The sequence below is a fragment of the Pseudomonas sp. SZ40 genome (genome assembly GCF_052958135.1).
The window spans coordinates 1-19,597 of sequence record NZ_JBQWIF010000059.1; the positions used below are offsets into that span (position 1 = coordinate 1).

A 19,597-nucleotide genomic window follows, 5' to 3' on the forward strand; every position below is an offset into this window, starting at 1 on the left:
GTCCTGCAAATATCTGCAGATCCAGGCCTGTAGGAGCCCGCTTGCGGGCGATACGATTGTGGCCTTGCCGCTGAATCTGCGTTGACCCGACGATTCGCCCGCAAGCGGGCTCCTACGGTATTGGGGGGTCTGCAAGATGGATGTTCGACGCCGCGACGGTGTTGCCTCGGGTCCTGCAAATATCTGCAGATCCAGGCCTGTAGGAGCCCGCTTGCGGGCGATACGATTGTGGCCTTGCCGCTGAATCCGTATTGCCCCGGCGATTCGCCCGCAAGCGGGCTCCTACGGTATTGGCGGTGTCTGCAAGATGGATGTTCGAGGCCGCGACGGTGTTGCCTCAGGTCCTGCAAATATCTGCAGATCCATGTCTGTAGGAGCCCGCTTGCGGGCGATACGATTGTGGCCTTGCCGCCGAATCTGCGTTGACCCGACGATTCGCCCGCAAGCAGGCTCCTACGTTATTGGCGGTGTCTGCAAGATGGGGCGTTCGACGCCGCGACGGTGTTGCCTCAGGTCCTGCAAATATCTGGAGATCCAGGCCTGTAGGAGCCCGCTTGCGGGCGATACGATTGTGGCCTTGCCGCTGAATCTGCGTTGAACCGGTGATTCGCCCGCAAGCGGGCTCCTACGGTATTGGCGGTGTTTGCAAGATGGATGTTCGACGCCGCGACGATGTTGCCTCAGGTCCTGCAAATATCTGCAGATCCAGGCCTGTAGGAGCCCGCTTGCGGGCGATACGATTGTGGCCTTGCCGCTGAATCTGCGTTTACCCGACGATTCGCCCGCAAGCGGGCTCCTACGGTATTGGCGGTGTCTGCAAGATGGATGTTCGAGGCCGCGACGGTGTTGCCTGAGGCCCAACGAATATCTGCAGATCCAGGCCTGTAGGAGCCCGCTTGCGGGCGATACGATTGTGGCCTTGCCGCTGAATCCGCGTTTACCCGACGATTCGCCCGCAAGCAGGCTCCTACGGTATTGGCGGTGTCTGCAAGATGTGTGTTCGAGGCCGCGATTACGGTGTTGCCGAGGTCCTGCAAATATCTGCAGATCCAGGCCTGTAGGAGCCCGCTTGCGGGCGATACGATTGTGGCCTTGCCGCTGATCCGCGTTGACCCGACGATTCGCCCGCAAGCAGGCTCCTACGGTATTGGCGGTGTCTGCAAGATGGATGTTCGAGGCCGCGACGGTGTTGCCTGAGGCCCAACGAATATCTGCAGATCCAGGCCTGTAGGAGCCCGCTTGCGGGCGATACGATTGTGGCCTTGCCGCTGAATCCGCGTTGACCCGGTGATTCGTCCGCAAGCGGGCTCCTACGGCATTGGCCACTAGGTGCGACCTGAGTTCGCGGTTGCGTGGAGCGTCAGCTCACGGCCTGTCTCGGCACTGCCGATTTAAAGTTTGCACTTTCCGTTTCCTTGCCAAGTCGTAAAAGGTGTAGGGCATGGCGCTGCGACGAGCGCTCTGCCAGACGCTGGCTTCGCCGCAGCGCCATGCCCTGCATCCGAACGGATGCCTGCACAGGCTTCTGATGCCAGGCGACCCACTTCGAGTGGCTCGCCGACAGATACGCAAGGAGATAGCCATGGGCTTGGGAACCATACTGCTGATCATTCTGATCCTGATGCTGATTGGTGCCATCCCGGCATGGCCGCACAGCCGCAGCTGGGGCTACGGTCCCACGGGTGGGCTTGGGCTGGTGCTGGTGATCGTGCTGGTGCTGCTGCTACTCGGCTACATATGAGCCAGCGCCTGCGTCACTGACGCAGGCATCGCCGTCGGCGGCGTCAGCCGCTGATGGCTCTGGCCACTCGCAGTTGCCCACTCCGTTTCATTCCCGTCTTTTCATTTCCGGAGGTCGCCTGCTTGGATCTGGTGATTGCACGGCCCGAAGGCCTGTATTGTCCTCCCGGAGATTTCTACATCGACCCCTGGCGCCCGGTAGAGCGCGCCGTCATCACCCACGGGCACGGCGACCATGCCCGCGGAGGCAGCGCCCATTATCTGGCGGCCGCCCCGGGTGAGGGGATTCTGCGTACCCGTCTGGGTCGCGATATCAATCTGCAGACCCTGGCCTATGGCGAGACTATCGACCACCATGGCGTTACCCTCAGCTTTCATCCTGCCGGCCATGTGCTGGGTTCAGCCCAGGTACGTCTCGAGTACCGTGGTGAAGTCTGGGTAGCCTCTGGCGACTACAAGGTCGAACCGGATGGCACCTGCGACCCCTTCGAGCCGGTGCGCTGTCACACCTTCATCACCGAATCCACCTTCGGCCTGCCGATCTACCGCTGGCAGCCTCAGGCGCAGATATTCGCCGGTATCAATGAGTGGTGGCGGCAGAATCGAGAAGCTGGCCGAGCCAGCGTGCTGTTCTGCTATGCCTTCGGCAAGGCCCAGCGCATCCTGCACGGTATCGACGCGAGCATCGGGCCGATCCTTGGCCATGGTTCCATGGAGCCCTTGCATCAGGTCTATCGCGAGGCCGGCGTCCATCTGCCGCAAACGCGCTACGCCGGTGAGGTCCCCAAGGGTGATCCGCTGCTGCGCCAGGCACTGATCCTGGCGCCACCGTCGGCGGGCGGCAGCACCTGGATACGGCGCTTCGGTGACTACAGCGATGCGTTCGCCAGCGGCTGGATGCTGTTGCGTGGCACCCGTCGGCGGCGCGGTGTCGATCGTGGTTTCGTGCTCTCCGATCATGCCGACTGGCCTGGCCTGCTGTGGGCCATCGAGCAGACCGGTGCCGAGCGGGTCATGGTCACCCATGGTTCGGTGAACATCCTGGTTCGGCACTTGCGTGAGCAGGGCCTGGATGCCCAGGCGTTCGATACCGAATACGGCGAGGAAGACGACGCGGCTGCGGAGCCCTCCACATGATCGCCTTTGCGCAGCTTTATGCGCGCCTCGACGCCACCACCTCGAGCAACGCCAAACTGGCGGCGCTGCAGGACTACCTGCGCGACGCCGAACCTGCGGACGCCGCCTGGGCTGTGTACTTTCTTGCCGGTGGCAGGCCACGGCAACTGGTGCCATCACGGCAGTTGCGGGAACTGGCCATGCAGCGGGCCGGACTGTCGGCATGGCTATTCGAGGAAAGCTATTCGGCGGTCGGTGATCTGGCGGAAACCATCGCGCTGTTGCTGCCTGAAGCGACCTCGACCTCCCGGGACGGGCTGGCCGTCTGGGTGGAAGAAAAACTGCTGCCGCTGCGCGGACTGCCTGCGGACGAATTGGCGATGCGCCTCGACGCATTGTGGGCGCAGCTCGATGCGCCATCGCTGATGGTCAGTATCAAGCTCATCACCGGCGCCTTTCGTGTCGGTGTCTCCAAGCTTCTGGTCACCCGCGCACTGGCTGCCATTGCCGATGTCGATGCCAAGCGCGTCGCTCAGCGTCTGGTCGGCTATACCGACTTGTCGCACCGGCCCACGGCCGCCTCTTACCAACGGCTGATCGCTGCCGAATCGGATGACGAGCACGCTCAGCGTGGTGGCCAGCCGTATCCGTTCTTTCTCGCCCATCCGTTGCAGCGGCCACTGCAGGAATTCGACGCCAGCCTGGGTTCGCCCGCTGACTGGCTGATCGAGTGGAAGTGGGACGGCATTCGCGCGCAACTGGTCAAGCGTGACGGCCAGTTATGGGTCTGGTCACGGGGGGAAGAGCTGATCAGCGAGCGCTTCCCCGAACTTCAGGAGCTTGCCGCATCACTGCCGGATGGCACTGTCGTCGATGGCGAACTGGTGGTCTGGCGCCACGCCCCTGAGGCCACCGCTCGGCAGGGCGAGTTGATGGCCCAGGCTGCCGGGCAATCCGCCGAGCGGCTCAACGACCAGGTCGAGGAACAGCTCGAACAATACGGCATTCAGCCTTTCGCGCTGTTGCAGCAACGCATCGGCCGCAAGACCCTGAGCCGCAAGCTGCTCGAAGAGGTGCCGGTCGCCGTGCTGGCCTACGACCTGCTGGAGTGGCAAGGCGATGACTGGCGCAGCCGGCCGCAACACGCGCGACGGGCGCAGCTGGAGCAGGTGGTCGCCCGCTGCGCCAGCCCGCGGCTGATGCCCTCGCCACTGCTGCACGGCGAGAGCTGGCAGGCCCTGGCCGAACAGCGCGAGGCGTCGCGGGCGCTGGGCGTGGAAGGCATGATGCTCAAGGCGCGTGAGTCCGCTTACGGCGTAGGGCGCAGCAAGGACGTTGGTGTCTGGTGGAAGTGGAAGATCGATCCCCTGAGCGTCGATGCAGTGCTGATCTACGCCCAGCGGGGTCATGGTCGGCGAGCCAGCCTGTACAGCGACTACACCTTCGCCGTGTGGGACGGCGCGCCGGGTGATCCCGAACGCCGGCTGGTGCCGTTCGCCAAGGCCTACTCCGGGTTGACCGACGAGGAAATGCGCAAGGTCGACGCCATCGTGCGCAAGACCACCGTGGAGAAGTTCGGCCCGGTGCGCAGTGTCACGCCAAGCCTGGTGTTCGAACTGGGTTTCGAAGGCATCGCTCGCTCCCCCCGTCACAAGAGCGGCATCGCCGTGCGTTTTCCGCGCATGTTGCGCTGGCGCCATGACAAGACCGTGGAGGAGGCCGATACCCTGGCGCTGCTGCAGGAATTGCTGCCATGAGTCTGGCCGGCACCTGGCTGCGTCGCAATGGCTGGAAAGCGTTCTATTTTCAGAAAGAGGTGTGGCAGGCGGTTGCCGAAGGGCATAGCGGCCTGCTGCATGCATCGACCGGTGCCGGCAAGACCTACGCCGTCTGGCTGGCCGCGCTCAATCGCTTCGCGGGCAAGAGCGTGCCGAAGAAAGCGCTGAGCGGCAAACGCGCGCCACCGGCTGCGCCACTCACGGTGTTATGGATCACGCCCATGCGTGCCTTGGCCGCTGATACGCAGCGTGCCCTGCAGGCGCCGCTCGATGGCCTGGAAATACCCTGGACGCTGGGCATGCGCACCGGCGATACCGGCAGCGCCGAACGGCAGCGTCAGGCACGCCGCCTGCCGACCGCGCTGGTGACCACGCCCGAGAGCCTGACGCTGTTGCTCACCGGTGCTGACGCGAAGGCGCAGTTCGCCCATGTCGGCATGCTGGTGGTGGATGAGTGGCATGAGTTGCTCGGCAACAAGCGCGGTGTGCAGTTGCAATTGGCGCTGGCGCGGCTGCGCCAGTGGAACCCGCAACTTGTCGTCTGGGGGTTGTCGGCCACCCTCGGCAACCAGCCCCATGCCATGGAGGTGCTGCTGCCTGACGGTGGTGGTCGGCTGGTTCGCGGTGAGCAGGGCGCCAGACCGCAGATCGATACGCTGCTGCCAGCGGCGATGGAACGTTTTCCCTGGGCCGGCCATCTGGGGTTGCGGCTGTTGCCGCAGGTGGTCGAGGAGTTGGAAGGCAGCAGCGTGACCCTGGTGTTCACCAATACCCGCTCGCAGTCCGAACTCTGGTATCAGGCATTGCTCGACGCGCGCCCGGATTGGGCCGGATTGATCGCCCTGCACCACGGCTCGCTGGCCCGCGAAGTCCGTGACTGGGTCGAGGCAGGGCTCAAGCAGGGCAAGCTGAAAGCCGTGGTTTGTACCTCCAGCCTGGATCTGGGGGTCGACTTCCTGCCTGTGGAGCGGGTTCTGCAGATCGGCTCGGCCAAGGGTGTCGCCCGCCTGCTGCAACGCGCCGGGCGTTCCGGTCATGCGCCGGGGCGTACCTCGCGCATCACCCTGGTGCCCACTCACGGCCTCGAACTGATCGAGGCCATCGCCGTGCAGGACGCTGTTGCGGCCGGGCGCATCGAGGCCCGCGAATCGCCTCATCAGCCGCTGGATGTACTGGTTCAGCATCTGGTCAGTATGGCTCTGGGCGGCGGCTTCAGGCCTGAAGAGCTGCTGCCGGAGATACGCAGCACCTGGGCGTACCGCGATCTGGGCGATGCCCAGTGGCGCTGGGCCCTGGCGTTCGTGCGACAGGGCGGGGAGTCGCTCAGCGCCTATCCCGATTATCAGCGCGTGGAGCCGGACGAAGAGGGCATCTGGCGCGTGCCCAGCCAGCGTCTCGCGCGCCGCCACCGGATGAGCGTGGGCACCATCGTCAGCGACGCCAGCGTCAGCGTGAAATGGTGGAGCAAAGGCGGCGGCGGTGGCTCGCTCGGCAGCGTCGAGGAAGGCTTCATTGCCCGCCTGCACCCGGGCGATGTGTTTCTGTTCGGTGGGCGACCGCTCGAACTGGTCCGGGTGGAGAACATGACGGCCTACGTGCGGCGCAGCAATTCCAGCAAGGCCAGCGTGCCGCGCTGGAATGGCGGGCGCATGCCGCTCTCCAGTGCGTTGGCCGAAGCCGTGGTGGCGCGTTTTGGCGAGGCAGCGCAGGGTCACTTCGATGGCCCGGAAATGCGCATGCTGCGACCGCTGCTGGAGGTGCAGGCGCACTGGTCCGCGTTACCGGCACCAGGAACGTTGCTGGCTGAAACCCTGCACTCGCGTGAAGGCTGGCACCTGTTCCTGTATCCCTTCGCCGGGCGCAACGTGCACCTGGGGCTGGCCAGTCTGCTGGCTTGGCGCCTGGGGCAGCGGCAGCCCTTGAGTTTCTCGATTGCCGTCAACGACTATGGCCTGGAGTTGCTGTGTGCCAGCGAGGTGGACTGGGCGGGGCTGCTCGACGGTGATCTGTTCGACGATCACGACCTGCTGCATGACGTGCTCGCCAGCCTCAATGCCAGCGAATTGGCCCAACGGCGTTTTCGCGAGATCGCCCGTATCGCCGGCCTGGTGTTCGGTGGCTACCCTGGCGCAGGCAAGAGCCTGCGCCAGGTGCAGGCCTCCAGCGGGCTGTTCTTCGACGTGTTTCGCCAGTACGACCCGGATAATCTGCTGCTGACCCAGGCTCATGACGAAGTGCTCAGCCAGGAGCTGGATGTCAGGCAGTTGCAGCACACCCTGGCTGATATGCGCGCGGCGCGTCTGCATCTACATGAGCTGCGGCGTGCCACGCCGCTGGCCTTTCCGCTGATGGTCGAGCGCTTTCGCGAGCGCCTCAGTTCGGAGAAGCTCGCCGACCGCATCGCCCGCATGCTCGGCGAACTCGAGCGTGCTGCGGGGCCGGGCGGGCAGGTGGCCGGCAAGCCGCTGATCGAGGTCGAACCCGCCTTGCGCCGTGGCGAACGCAAGCGCAAGGACGGCCGCCCACGCCGCAAGGCCAAGGGTAGCGGGGCATGAGTGGGGCGCCGCACCTGGCCGTGCAGGTCGCCGGTGAAACCCTCTGGTTGCTGGCCGACAGGGCCATTTACTGGCCTTCCGAGCAGACCCTGCTGATCGCCGACGCGCATCTTGGCAAAGCCGCCACCTACCGCACCCTGGGGCAGCCGGTTCCCCACGGCACCACGGCTCGCAACCTGCAGCGGCTCGATGAGCTACTGGCGAGCTACCCGGTTCGCCGTCTGGTGTTTCTGGGGGACCTGCTGCATGCGCGCCCGGCGCGAATCGGCACTACCCTGGCGGCCCTGCAGGCGTGGCGCAAGCGGCATACCGAGCTGCAGGTCGTTCTGATACGCGGCAACCATGACCGCAGCGCCGGTGATCCACCGGCCGAGCTGGCCATCGAGGTGGTCAGCGAACCCTGGCGCATGGGGCCGTTCGCGCTGTGCCACGAACCTCTGGATTGCCCTGGTCTGCATGTGCTGGCCGGGCACCTGCACCCGGTATTCGTGCTGCGCGGCCGGGGGCGTGACCGCGTGCGCATGCCGTGCTTCTGCATCGAGCACAGCACCACCCTGTTACCAGCTTTCGGTGAGTTCACCGGCGGGATGGCTGTCGATGCAGCGCCAGGGCGGGCTATTTACGGTGCGCTCGATGGCGCGTTATGGAGCCTGAATCAGGAGTGATCTGCGGCCTGATGTCACGGATAAAAAACTGACTAACCAGCAAATAACCGACCTATCTATCTGATAAGCATCACTTTATAGGCCAATAACCTAGCGTGAGGCTGGGTTTCTATCCTGTTGAAGTGGCTATCTGCATTCTGCCGCTCTAGTTATTTATTTCGCCGCCGATAGAATGCGTGCCGCTTTAAATTTCAGACTGGTCCAAGAATAAAACTCCAGCTGCTTAACCCCTTAAAAAAGGTCGGAGAACACTATGAACAGCTGGTTCGCGAACATCAGCGTTACCTTGAAACTTGCCTTGGGCTTTGGCCTCGTGCTTGCCCTTACCTGCGTACTTGCTCTTGCTGGATGGACCAGTCTCGGCAGCTTGATCCAGCGCAGCAACTGGACTTCGGATATTGCTCGTCTCAACGACACGCTGACCGAGCTGCGTGTAACCCGCCTGCAATACATGCTGGCCAACGGGGACGAAACGGTCGCCGAAACCGTGCAGAAATCCCTCGATGGCTTCAAGGCCCAGCATGGCCAGGTACTCTCGAGCTTCAAGAGCCCGGACAACGTCCGCCTGCTGCAAGCGCAGGGTGCCCAGATCGACGCCTACCAACTGTCGCTGAACAAGATGCGCAGTGGCTACCGGGCGAGCAATGACGCGCGCCAGGAAATGACCCGCAACGCGGTGACGGCCGGCCAGGCGATCGACGAAATCAACACCGCAGTCTTGAACCTGCCACCCTACGATGAAAGCCGCAACGCACAATTCCAGGCGATCACCAAGGCCAAGGAAGACTGGCAACTGGTGCGTTATCAGGTACGTGGTTACACCGGCACGCCCAACGCCGACGCAGAGCGCGCGGCCATCACCCAGATCGAGACCACCATCAAGGATCTCGAGCAGTTTCGTCAGGCGTTCTCTGCCGAGCACCCTCAGCGTGTCAGCCTGGTCGACACCGCGCTGGGCAATTACCGTACGGCGGTCATGGCGTTCAAGGCCGCGACCGAGACCATCGCCGTGGCACGTAAGGAACTGACCGAGGAAGGCTACGAAATCGTCAGGATCAGCAAGGAGCTTACCGCGATCCAGCTGGAACGCCGCGACAGCGAGACTGCGTCTGCGCGCACTCTGCAATTGAGCACGACCGTGCTGGCGTTGTTGGTCGGTATTCTCGCCGCCTGGCTGATCACCCGGCAGATCACCCGTCCGCTGCAGGAAACCCTGGTGGCGGTCGAGCGTATCGCCGGTGGCGACCTGAGTCAGACCCTGCACGTGACCCGCCGTGACGAAATCGGCGTGTTGCAGCAGGGCATCCAGCGCATGGGCACCACCTTGCGTGACCTGATTGGTGGCATTCGTGACGGCGTCACCCAGATCGCCAGCGCTGCCGAGGAGTTGTCGGCAGTCACCGAGCAGACCAGCGCCGGGGTCAATAGCCAAAAGGTCGAGACCGACCAGGTCGCTACCGCGATGCACGAGATGTCCGCCACCGTTCAGGAAGTCGCGCGCAATGCCGCCGACGCATCCCGTGCCGCTTCGGATGCCGACCGTGAAGCCACCCAGGGCGACCGCGTGGTGGCCGAAGCCATCGCCCAGATCGAGCGCCTGGCTGCCGAAGTGACCCGTTCCACCGAGGCGATGAGCCATCTGCAGAAGGAAAGCAACAAGATCGGCAGTGTGATGGACGTGATCAAGGCAGTGGCCGAGCAGACCAACCTGCTGGCGCTCAACGCCGCCATCGAAGCCGCTCGTGCTGGCGAAGCCGGCCGCGGTTTCGCGGTGGTCGCCGATGAGGTGCGTGGCCTGGCACAACGTACCCAGAAGTCCACCGAAGAGATCGAGGGCCTGGTTGCCGGGCTGCAGCAGGGCACCCAGCAGGTGGCCAGCATCATGCAGAGCAGCCGCGACCTGACCGACAGCACCGTGGAGCTGACGCGCAAGGCCGGTGGTTCGCTGGAAAGCATCACCCGCACGGTGTCCAATATCCAGTCGATGAACCAGCAGATCGCCGCCGCTGCCGAGCAGCAGAGTGCGGTGGCCGAGGAAATCAGCCGCAGTGTGATCAACGTGCGCGATATCTCCGAGCAGACCGCCGCCGCCAGTGAGGAAACCGCTGCGTCCAGTGTCGAATTGGCTCGCCTGGGTAGTCAGCTGCAGCAGATGGTCAGCCACTTCCGGGTCTGAGCATTACGTTCAGCTGAAATAAGAAAGGCCGTTACCCTTCGGGGTAACGGCCTTTTTTGTGGCCTTCCATTACTGGCAGGCGGCGCTTTCAGTGAGTCGCGATCCAGATCAGCAGGCCTGCCTGGAACAGGGCGAAGGCTACCAGGCAGGCGATGGTGAAACGCAGGCCGCCGTCCTCGCGTTTGAGTTGCTCCAGGCGCTCATGCTGCTTGCGCAACTGCACATCCTGCTCGTGCAGATTCTGATCCGCCTGCTGCAGCATCTGCGCGGCGTCCAGCTGTTCGATGAACCTGACCTTTTCACCATTCCAGTCGCTGTGCAGGGCGCTGAGGCGCGATGCGCTGTAATTCGCCTTGAGCTGACCGTCCTGGTAGTCGACGGCGAAACCCTGGGCCTTCAGGCAATGGTCACGGCGCGCACGGGCCTCTTCGCTCATCGCGTCGCGGCTCGGCAGCGGGCCGCTCTCGAGGGTGTAATGAGCACAGTGCTGTTTGGCCCAGGCGGCTGCCTGGGCCAGCAGAAAGCGGCCAAGGCCGCGATTCTGCGGCTCCAGGCTCAGGCCGCTGTCGGGGCCGAAACGGGCTTCCTTGGCGCGGTGGTCGAGCCACAGCTCCAGTACGTTCTGTTCCTTGCGCACCTTCTGCCCCGGCAATTGCAGGGTAAGGCGCAGCAGGCTCTGTTCCTTGCTGTGCCGCTCGACGCGGCCAAGCTGGACGAAACGCAGCGGCCGCGCTCCGGTGTGGCGGTCGATGGGCAGAGGCGCCAGGCGCAGCAGGCGAAAGTGCTCGGGACCGAGCTTGGCCCACGGATGCGACGACTCGACCTGTTCGTCTTCAGGTGCGGCGACGGCTGGCGTTTCGCTGTCGGTCATGGGGGCATTCCTCGAAAAGCCGCCGCGAAGTTGAGCGTCGGCTTAATGAGTATCGGCAGCGACGCTGGTTTCTGCAGGCGGCAATGCCTGAATGAAATGGACGATACGGGTGGTCAGGGCGCGGGCCAGTGGCAGGTCGGGGTTGTCGTAGGACGCCAGTTGCGCTTCGAAATCCATGGGCACGATGCGCAGCACATGATTCATGCCGGTAATGATCTGCAATTGCGCGTCCGGGTTGGCGGCATGCAGCGCTTCGGCATCCTGCACGCGGACCTGAATGTCGTGATCCCCCTGGATGATCAGTGCCGGAACGCGCACCTTGGCAAAGGCGGCAGCCGGATCCTGGCGGAACAGCGAAATCAGGTAGGGCTGTACGCTGGTGCGGTACAGCACGGTCAGTTCGTCCGACACCTCGGGAACCTGGCGACCCTCGCGCAGGGCGACCAGCAAGGCATCGCTCTCGGCGCGCAGGCGCGGCGGCAGGCGGTCGCGCAGTTGCTCCTGAAGCAGCTGGTCGATGGGGCGCGCGCTGCCGGCGATGGACACCAGGGCATCGGCAGCGGATTCGGGGGCTGCCAGGCTGGCGATCAGCGCGCCTTCGCTGTGGCCGACCAGAATCACCTGGCTGAAGCGCTTGTCTTCATGCAGTTTGTGGCTCCAGGCAACCACGTCGGCGACGTAACGCTCCACGCTCAGGTCGCGTTCGTGCGGCGTCGCGGCAAAACTGGCGGCGATGCCGCGCTTGTCGTAACGGACGCTGGCGATGCCTTGTTGAGCCAGCGCCTGGGCCAGTTTGCGATGCGCATCGTTATGCCCGCCGCCAGGGTTGTTGCCATTACGGTCGGTCGGTCCCGAGCCGGCCACCAGTAGCACCACCGGTACGGCCTCGGTGCGTTGTGGCAGCACCAGCGAGCCATGCAGCACGCCCTGGCCGGTATCCAGGCTGACCTGTTCACGCAGGATGGGGGCAGCCTGAACCAGGCCGGTGAAGAGGGAGAGGGTCAAAAGCAGGGCTCGCAGCATGATGGGAACGTGTCTGTGTTGGGATCTGTTGGACGCTGGCAAATGGCCAAAGGTTCGCTCGCGGGTGATCTCCGCAGTTGCGACGGAGTATACTCAGCGGCTTTCCTCTTGGGCCTGCCTTTTCGCCGCAGGCTGCTGATCGAACTGATGTGGAGCCTCGCGCAATGTCCGGCAATACCTTCGGCAAGCTGTTCACCGTCACCACGGCAGGCGAGAGCCACGGCCCTGCGCTGGTCGCCATCGTCGACGGCTGCCCGCCTGGGCTGGACATTTCCCTGGATGACCTGCAGCGCGACCTCGACCGCCGCAAGCCGGGCACCAGCCGCCACACGACCCAGCGCCAGGAAGCCGACGAGGTGGAAATCCTCTCCGGTGTGTTCGAAGGCAAGACCACGGGGTGCTCCATCGGCCTGCTGATCCGCAACACCGACCAGAAGTCCAAGGACTACTCGGCCATCAAGGATCTCTTTCGCCCGGCCCATGCCGACTACACCTACCACCACAAGTACGGCGTTCGCGACTACCGCGGTGGCGGCCGCAGCTCGGCCCGGGAAACCGCGATGCGCGTGGCTGCCGGTGCCATCGCCAAGAAGTACCTGGCCAGCCAGGGCATCGTCATTCGCGGCTACATGAGCCAGCTGGGGCCCATCGAAATTCCGTTCAAGAGCTGGGACTCGGTCGAGGAAAACGCCTTCTTCAGCCCCGACCCGGACAAGGTGCCGGAGCTCGAGGCCTACATGGATCAGCTGCGCCGCGACCAGGATTCGGTCGGCGCGAAGATCACCGTGGTCGCGGAGGGCGTGATGCCGGGTCTGGGCGAGCCGATCTTCGACCGCCTGGATGCCGAACTGGCCCATGCGCTGATGAGCATCAACGCGGTCAAGGGCGTAGAGATCGGCGCCGGGTTCGCCTCGGTGGCGCAGCGCGGTACCGAGCACCGTGACGAGCTGACTCCCGAGGGCTTCCTGTCCAACAACGCCGGCGGCATCCTCGGTGGCATTTCCAGCGGCCAGCCGATCGTCGCTCACCTGGCCCTCAAGCCGACGTCCAGCATCACCACACCGGGGCGCTCCATCGACATCGACGGCAACCCGGCGGACGTGATCACCAAGGGCCGTCACGATCCGTGCGTCGGCATCCGCGCCACGCCGATCGCCGAAGCAATGATGGCCATCGTGCTGATGGATCACCTGCTGCGCCATCGCGGCCAAAACGCCGATGTGCGGGTGAATACGCCGGTGCTGCCGCAGCTGTGAGCGAGCGTCCTGGCATCCTGCCGGCGAGGGCGGCATGAACGAATTTCCCGAGGTGCTACGCAGCGTTACCGGCAAGCGCATCTCGGCGGTTCGTGATGCGCTGTTCGCGCTGGAGCCAGCCCATATCGGCGAGCAGGGCGCTGGGTACCTCGTTGCGCTTTACACCAGCAGCAAACAGCTCGATGTGCGCAAGCAGATACTCAGGCTGTTATATGACTTCGATTTTCCGGCGCTCGATGACTTTTTCGCCCTGGCCTATCGAAAGGAGCGCTACCTGGACATGAAGGTCTATGCCCTTCGTGGCCTGGCGCGCCGCTCCGAAGAGGGCCAGTTGCAGCGATTGCTCGAAGGCTTTCGCCAGACTTTGACTAAAAGACAGCAGTCCACGCCCTACAACTATCAGGAGTACGAACTACTCAGGGGGCGCAACGCGTTGCCGTATCTGGTCGAGCGTTATGGCTACGCCTGCTTGCGCGATACCCTCGAGCAGGTCAACCGTCAGTACGAAGCGATGCCGGAGGCCTTCAAGGGGCATTTCACCGTGGATGACAACGGTACGGTGGTCACGCTGCGGGAACCGGGTGCAGGCAATGCACTGATTCGGCAATTCTTCGATAGCAAGGGTGTTCGGGATTGACTCCGGCAGTCCCATACTGGCGCCTGTCCGGCTTCTACCTGTTCTACTTCGCGCTGCTGGGCGCCACGGCGCCGTTCCTTGGGCTGTATTTCGCCCATCTGGGCTTCTCGCCAGCGCGTATCGGCGAGCTGGTGGCCATTCCCATGCTGATGCGTTGTATCGCGCCGAACCTGTGGGGCTGGCTGGGCGATTACAGTGGCAGGCGCTTGTTGATCGTGCGTCTTGGTGCGCTGTGTACGCTGCTCAGCCTGAGCCTGATCTTCGTCAGCCAGAGTTACGCCTGGCTGGCCATGGTGATGGCCTTGCATGCGTTCTTCTGGCATGCGGTGCTGCCGCAGTTCGAGGTCATCACCCTGGCCCATCTGCGCGAGCAGTCGGCCCGTTATGCGCAGATCCGTCTGTGGGGCTCGATCGGTTTCATCCTCAGCGTGGTGGGGTTGGGCAAGGCCTTCGACTGGTTCAGCCTGGACGTCTATCCCTGGGCGCTGCTGCTGATCATCGCCGGCATCGCCCTGAGCAGCTTCTGGGTGCCAGACGCCCAGCCACTGGTGTCATCGCAATCGACGAGCCGCGGCGGCTTCCTGCAGCAACTCAGGCAGCCCGGTGTGCTGGCCTTCTATCTGTGCGTGGCGCTGATGCAGCTGTCCCACGGGCCGTACTACACCTTCCTCAGCATCCACCTGGAGCAGCTCGGCTACAGCCGCGGGCTGATCGGCATGCTCTGGGCGCTGGGGGTGGTCGCCGAGGTGCTGGTGTTCATGGCCATGGCGCGACTGCTCCGGCATTTCAGCCTGCGTCAGGTGCTGGTCGCCAGCTTCGCCATCGCCGCGCTGCGCTGGGTATTGATGGGCTTTTTCGCCGATCACCTGCTGGTGCTGCTGTTCGCGCAGGTGCTGCACGCCGCCACCTTCGGCAGCTTCCACGCGGCGTCCATCGCTTTCGTGCAGCGCAGTTTCGGCGCGCGCCAGCAAGGCCAGGGCCAGGCGCTGTACGCCTCGCTGGCTGGCATTGGCGGCGCCTTGGGCGCCCTGTATGCCGGTTACAGCTGGAATGGCCTGGGCCCGCAGTGGACATTCGCCCTGGTGGGGCTGGCCGCACTGGCCGCAGCCGTTATCATGGTCAGACGCACGACCGATCCGGCGCGTCCCTGATCACTGGTCAAATCAAGCTGCCCGCAGGGTGGCGAGCACTTACTGAAGGATTTTCTCCATGAGCCGCCTGAGCGTCCACCATCAGTCCAGCCCCCATATTCCCAACAAGATACTGGGCCATGCTGAGGATATCGCCAGCACGCTGGCAGCGGCCGGTATCGATTACAGCGTTGTCGATGTTGACGCCAAACTGCAGGCCGGGGCCGTGCCGGACGCTATCCTCGCCGCGCTTGCCGGATCGCTGGAGCAACTCAAACGTGATCACGATCTCGGCCACGTGGAGGTCATCAGTGTCGACCAGCGCCGCTGGCCGAAGGAGGGCGAAAAGCCCGCCGAGCCGCCGCAGGAAATCATCTCCGGCGGCGCGCAGCTTTACCTGTTCCTGGCCGGGCAGGGGCTGCTGAATCTGCATGTCGACGACTACGTGTATGCGCTGTTGGGTGAGCGCAATGCGCTGGTCTCGGTACCTGCCGGTACGCCTCACTGGTTCGATCTGGGCGAGTTTCCCCATTGCGCGTTGCTGCGCCTTTCGTCCGGCAGCGATGTTGCGGGCAAGCCCAGCGGTGATCCCATCGCCGCCTCTTTTCCGCGCCTGGAAGACTGAGCAGGCCTAGTCGAACAGCGAGGCCTGTGGCCGCGGCACCGCGCCTTCCAGTTCCAGCAGCAATTGCTTGCGTGGCAGGCCGCCAGCAAAGCCGGTCAGGCTGCCATCGCGGCCTATGACGCGATGGCAGGGGATGATGATGCAGATCGGGTTGGCGCCATTGGCGGCCCCGACGGCACGTACTGCCTTGGGTCTGTCGATGCGTTGGGCCAGTGCGCTGTAGCTGTCGATGCGACCGAAGGGGATGTCCTGCAAGGCGCGCCACACCGACTGCTGAAACGCTGTGCCCTGGGGGTTGAGCCGTAGGTCGAAGCGCTGGCGACGGCCACTGAAGTATTCGTCGAGTTGGCGGCTGACGTCATCCAGTTGCGAGCCTGCCGCGCGCCAGTCATCGCCGATGCGCCAGGGCGTGCGCTCCACGTCCATGAGCAATTGCTGCAGGCCGGCGTCGTCACCAACCATGAACAGGCGCCCGATGGGGCTGTCCTGATAGCGGTAGAACATCTTCAGCCTCCTGAATAGTCTTGCCAGAGGTGGGCTGCCGCATAGGCCCTCCAGGGGCGCCAGGCCTCTGCATGGGCCTGCAGCTGTCGAGCGCTGATGCCTCCCGCTCCCCAGATTGGCGCCTTCAGCAGGCCCAGGTCACTGGCGGGAAAGGCGTCCGCGTCGCCGAATGCGCGCAGGGCGATGTATTCGGCGGTCCAGGGGCCGATGCCGGGCAGGGCGCACAGCCGCGCGATCAGCTCGCTCGCGCCCTGGCTGATATCCAGATGCAACGCGCCGCTGGCGACCTGGGCGGCGAAATGCTGCAGGGTCTGTACGCGTTTGCCGGGCATGCCGATGGCGTCGAGGTTTGCTGCAGCGATGGCCGCAGGTGTCGGGAACAGGCGGTCGATGCCGGTGGGGGCGTCTGCCAGCGACTCGCCAAGTCGGCTGACCAGGCGCCCGGTGATGGTCACAGCCGCCTTGACCGTGACCTGCTGGCCGACGATGGCCCGCACGGCCTGTTCGAAGGTATCGAACGCAGTGGGCAGGCGCAGGCCCGGGTTGCGAGCGAGCATCGGTGCGAGGTGCCGGTCGGCCGCGAAGTGGGCGGCGATGATGGCCGGGTCGGCATCCAGATCGAACATGCGGCGTACCCGTTGGGCCAGCTGCGGCAGGCAGGCTTCGGCCGAGGTGCTGTAAGCCAGCTCGAGCGCGTTCTGGTCGGGCAGGGCGCTGACGCGGAACCAGCCGGTAACGTCGGCCAGGCGAAAACTGCGGCAGTAGTCGCGATCGCCCAGAAGCTCTTGTCCGGGGATCGCCCGTAGCTTGAAGTGCTCATGGAACTGCTGCCAGTTCCATGGCGTGAGGTACGGAAGGCTGATGGTTCGGCTCTGTGTCATGGCGCTGAAGATAACCCCGGGGGCGATATCTTGTCAGTGTGCAAATGATTTTCAAACAGCGCGCCCGGTGTGGCCAGACTTCAGTGGAGCCACTGCGCGACGCTGAGAATCCTTATCGACAAAATTTTCACATCCACACGAACACACTCGCGCGGCACCAGTTGCCGTTATTCGCGGCGAGCTGGGCGGAATAAGTCTTTTGTGGATGATCGAACATGACCCCTACAGCAGTTCAGGGCACCCCTCCCAGCGCTTCGCATTCCTTTCAGCCGTTACGCAGCCAGTTGCTCTTCACCCTGTTCAGCGCCCTGGCGCTGCTGGTGATGTACACCGGATTGCGCGCCGCGTTGCTGGTCTACAACCGTGAGTTGATCGGCGATACGCCGCCTGCGGTGTTCGCCGAGGCGTTTTACAACGGTTTGCGGTTCGACCTGCGCGTGGTGGTCTATGCCTGCGCGCCGCTGCTGATCGCCTTGCTGAGCACCCGCGCCATGCTTGCGCGTGTGTGGCAGCGCGTCTGGCTGACGATCTTCGCCAGCCTCACGCTGTTTCTCGGCCTGGCCGAACTGGACTTCTACAAGGAGTTTCACCAGCGCCTGAACAGCCTGGTGTTCCAGTACCTGCAGGAAGATCAGGCTACCGTGATGAGCATGCTGTGGAACGGTTTCCCGGTTGCCCGCTACCTGATCGCCTGGTTCGTCATCACCGGCCTGCTGTGGTGGATGTTCACGCTGTTCGACCGCGCCAGCCGCACCAGGACGCGCAGTGGCGCTGCCGGTGTACGGCCCAAGGTTGCCTGGTACTGGCGCGCTTCGGTGTTCTTCCTGTGCCTGCTGATCGCGGTGATCGCCGCCCGTGGCCACCTGCGCCAGGGCCCGCCGCTGCGTTGGGGCGATGCCTATACCACCGAATCGATGTTCGCCAACCAGTTGGGGTTGAACGGCACCCTGACCCTGTTCACCGCTGCTCAGGCTACCTTCGGCCCGCACCGCGACAACACCTGGCAGCCGACCATGGAAGACGACCAGGCCCGGCAGATCACCCGCGACATGTTGCTGACCCCGGACGACAAGCTGGTCGACGCCGATAGCGCCGCCATGCGCCGCGTCTACACGCCGCCAGCCGATGGCACGCTGCCGATCCGCAACGTGGTGGTCATCCTGATGGAGAGTTTCGCCGGCCATTCCGTCGGTGCGCTCGGCGCGCCAGGCAACATCACCCCTTATTTCGACAAGCTGAGCAAGGAGGGGCTGCTGTTCGACCGCTTCTTCTCCAATGGCACCCATACCCATCAGGGCATGTTCGCCACCATGGCCTGCTTCCCCAATCTGCCGGGCTTCGAGTACCTGATGCGTACGCCGGAAGGCGCCCACAAGTTCTCCGGGTTGCCGCAACTGCTGGGTGGCCGCGGTTTCGACAACCTGTATGTCTATAACGGCAATTTTCAGTGGGACAACCAGTCCGGCTTCTTCAGCAACCAGGGCATGACCGACTTCATTGGCCGCGAGGATTTCGTCGACCCGGTGTTCATGGATCCGACCTGGGGCGTATCCGATCAGGACATGTTCGACCGCGGCGCCCAGGAGCTGAAGAGCAACTACGGCGACAAGCCGTTCTATGCATTGCTGCAGACCCTGTCCAACCACACGCCTTACGCCTTGCCCAAGGATCTGCCGGTGGAGCCGGTGCTGATCGATGGCAAGGAGAACCTGCACCGTACGGCGATGCGCTATTCGGATTGGGCCCTTGGGCAATTCTTCGAGAAGGCGCGCAAGGAGCCGTACTTCAAGGAAACCCTGTTCGTGGTCGTGGGTGACCATGGCTTCGGTGGCTTCGATCAGGTTACCGAGATGGACCTGCAGCGTTTCAACGTGCCCTTGCTGCTGATCGCGCCGGGCATTCAGGAGAAGTTCGGCAAGGTCAGCCATACCGTGGGCACCCAGGTCGACATCGTGCCGACCATCATGGGGCGCCTGGGTGGCGAAGTGCGTCACCAGTGCTGGGGGCGTGACCTGCTCAATCTGCCGGAAGGCGATGGAGGCATCGGCGTGATCAAGCCATCGGGCGGCGACCAGACGGTGGCCATCGTCACCTCCGACAAAGTGCTGGTCCAGCCCAAGGGCTTCGAGCCGCGCCTGTATCGCTACAGCCTGGGCGCCAAACCGACAGCCGAGCGCATCGAAGGGCCGGTCGACGAGCTGCTGCAGAAGCGCCTCGAGGGTTTCCTGCAGACCGCCACCAAGAGCCTTTTGGATAATACCGCTGGCGTAGTGGATGGCATGCCCGACAAGCCGTAGCCTGAGGTGCTGCACGGTGGGCGTTTGAGGCGAGTCGCGCTGGCGCAGGTGCTGGGGCGGCCATGCTCATCGGTTCTGCTGAGCCCCCACCATCGCATCGCCCGCAAGCGGGCTCCTACGGGGCGGGCGATTCACGCAAGCGTGTAGGAGCCAGCTTGCTGGCGAATGTCAGCCATGGCGACGATGTCGCTGAGCACTCACCATCGTATCGCCCGCAAGCGGGCTCCTACGGCGTAGTGGATTCGCGTAGTCGTGTAGGCGCCAGGTTGCTGGCGAATGTCAGCCATGGCGACGATGTCGCTGAGCACTCACCATCGCATCGCCCGCAAGCGGGCTCCTACGG

The 19,597-nt window shown here is 64.1% G+C and carries 15 protein-coding genes and 1 pseudogene; 12 read left to right on the plus strand and 4 right to left on the minus strand.

Annotated features, from left to right (window positions below; all coding sequences use genetic code 11):
• Positions 1-1,582 precede the first annotated feature (1,582 nt).
• The 7 genes and pseudogenes from ACT9T4_RS25555 (at position 1,583) to ACT9T4_RS25585 (ending at position 10,030) form a co-directional block, all read left to right on the plus strand.
• A complete protein-coding gene (locus ACT9T4_RS25555) occupies positions 1,583-1,741 on the plus strand; it encodes a DUF3309 family protein (RefSeq protein WP_004373322.1) in 159 nt (52 codons plus the stop codon).
• A gap of 122 nt (positions 1,742-1,863) precedes the next feature.
• Positions 1,864-2,877, plus strand: a complete 1,014-nt coding sequence (locus ACT9T4_RS25560; RefSeq protein WP_179538406.1) for a ligase-associated DNA damage response exonuclease — start codon at positions 1,864-1,866, stop codon at positions 2,875-2,877.
• Entirely contained in the window at positions 2,874-4,613 is a 1,740-nt protein-coding gene (locus tag ACT9T4_RS25565) for an ATP-dependent DNA ligase (RefSeq protein ID WP_179538405.1), read from the plus strand. Before ACT9T4_RS25560 ends, ACT9T4_RS25565 begins: the two co-directional genes overlap by 4 nt.
• The gene (locus ACT9T4_RS25570) at positions 4,610-7,189 is read left to right on the plus strand and encodes a ligase-associated DNA damage response DEXH box helicase (protein WP_499119653.1); all 2,580 of its coding nucleotides are present in this window, start codon (positions 4,610-4,612) and stop codon (positions 7,187-7,189) included. Before ACT9T4_RS25565 ends, ACT9T4_RS25570 begins: the two co-directional genes overlap by 4 nt.
• A complete protein-coding gene (gene pdeM / locus ACT9T4_RS25575) occupies positions 7,186-7,854 on the plus strand; it encodes a ligase-associated DNA damage response endonuclease PdeM (protein WP_499119656.1) in 669 nt (222 codons plus the stop codon). The genes ACT9T4_RS25570 and pdeM overlap by 4 nt, the downstream gene beginning before the upstream one ends.
• 253 nt (positions 7,855-8,107) lie before the next feature.
• Positions 8,108-9,175: pseudogene (locus ACT9T4_RS25580) on the plus strand (methyl-accepting chemotaxis protein); the annotation flags it as partial.
• On the plus strand, positions 9,167-10,030 hold the full coding sequence (locus ACT9T4_RS25585; RefSeq protein ID WP_373565148.1) for a methyl-accepting chemotaxis protein: 864 nt from the start codon (positions 9,167-9,169) through the stop codon (positions 10,028-10,030). The pseudogene ACT9T4_RS25580 and the gene ACT9T4_RS25585, both read left to right, overlap by 9 nt.
• An 88-nt stretch (positions 10,031-10,118) precedes the next feature.
• Here the strand turns inward: ACT9T4_RS25585 and ACT9T4_RS25590 are convergent, their stop codons facing one another.
• Positions 10,119-10,901 (minus strand): hypothetical protein, encoded by a 783-nt coding sequence (locus tag ACT9T4_RS25590; protein WP_179538402.1) that lies wholly within the window; start codon positions 10,899-10,901, stop codon positions 10,119-10,121.
• Positions 10,902-10,943: 42 nt separating this feature from the next.
• The gene (locus ACT9T4_RS25595; RefSeq protein ID WP_499119658.1) at positions 10,944-11,924 is read right to left on the minus strand and encodes an alpha/beta hydrolase family protein; all 981 of its coding nucleotides are present in this window, start codon (positions 11,922-11,924) and stop codon (positions 10,944-10,946) included.
• A 164-nt stretch (positions 11,925-12,088) separates the two neighbouring features.
• Here ACT9T4_RS25595 and aroC point away from each other — a divergent pair, with 164 nt between their 5' ends.
• Genes aroC through ACT9T4_RS25615 form a run of 4 tightly spaced genes read left to right on the plus strand, consistent with a single transcriptional unit; the run spans position 12,089 to position 15,572 of the window.
• Positions 12,089-13,180 (plus strand): chorismate synthase, encoded by a 1,092-nt coding sequence (gene aroC, locus ACT9T4_RS25600; protein ID WP_179538400.1) that lies wholly within the window; start codon positions 12,089-12,091, stop codon positions 13,178-13,180.
• A gap of 34 nt (positions 13,181-13,214) precedes the next feature.
• Positions 13,215-13,817, plus strand: a complete 603-nt coding sequence (locus ACT9T4_RS25605) for a hypothetical protein (protein ID WP_052493800.1) — start codon at positions 13,215-13,217, stop codon at positions 13,815-13,817.
• Positions 13,814-14,968 (plus strand): MFS transporter, encoded by a 1,155-nt coding sequence (locus tag ACT9T4_RS25610; protein ID WP_499119662.1) that lies wholly within the window; start codon positions 13,814-13,816, stop codon positions 14,966-14,968. The genes ACT9T4_RS25605 and ACT9T4_RS25610 overlap by 4 nt, the downstream gene beginning before the upstream one ends.
• Positions 14,969-15,026: 58 nt before the next feature.
• Positions 15,027-15,572 carry an acireductone dioxygenase gene (locus ACT9T4_RS25615; RefSeq protein WP_499119664.1) on the plus strand — a complete coding sequence of 182 codons (546 nt, stop codon included), beginning with the start codon at positions 15,027-15,029 and terminating at the stop codon, positions 15,570-15,572.
• 6 nt (positions 15,573-15,578) lie between these two features.
• Here the strand turns inward: ACT9T4_RS25615 and ACT9T4_RS25620 are convergent, their stop codons facing one another.
• Both ACT9T4_RS25620 and ACT9T4_RS25625 read right to left on the minus strand, forming a co-directional pair.
• Positions 15,579-16,076, minus strand: coding sequence for a methylated-DNA--[protein]-cysteine S-methyltransferase (locus ACT9T4_RS25620; protein WP_499119667.1), 498 nt, complete (start codon positions 16,074-16,076; stop codon positions 15,579-15,581).
• Positions 16,077-16,078: 2 nt separating this feature from the next.
• On the minus strand, positions 16,079-16,957 hold the full coding sequence (locus ACT9T4_RS25625; RefSeq protein ID WP_179538398.1) for a DNA-3-methyladenine glycosylase family protein: 879 nt from the start codon (positions 16,955-16,957) through the stop codon (positions 16,079-16,081).
• Between the two features lie 215 nt (positions 16,958-17,172).
• Here ACT9T4_RS25625 and ACT9T4_RS25630 point away from each other — a divergent pair, with 215 nt between their 5' ends.
• Positions 17,173-19,254: an LTA synthase family protein gene (locus tag ACT9T4_RS25630; protein WP_499119670.1), complete on the plus strand. Its 2,082-nt coding sequence runs from the start codon at positions 17,173-17,175 to the stop codon at positions 19,252-19,254.
• Positions 19,255-19,597 lie beyond the last annotated feature (343 nt).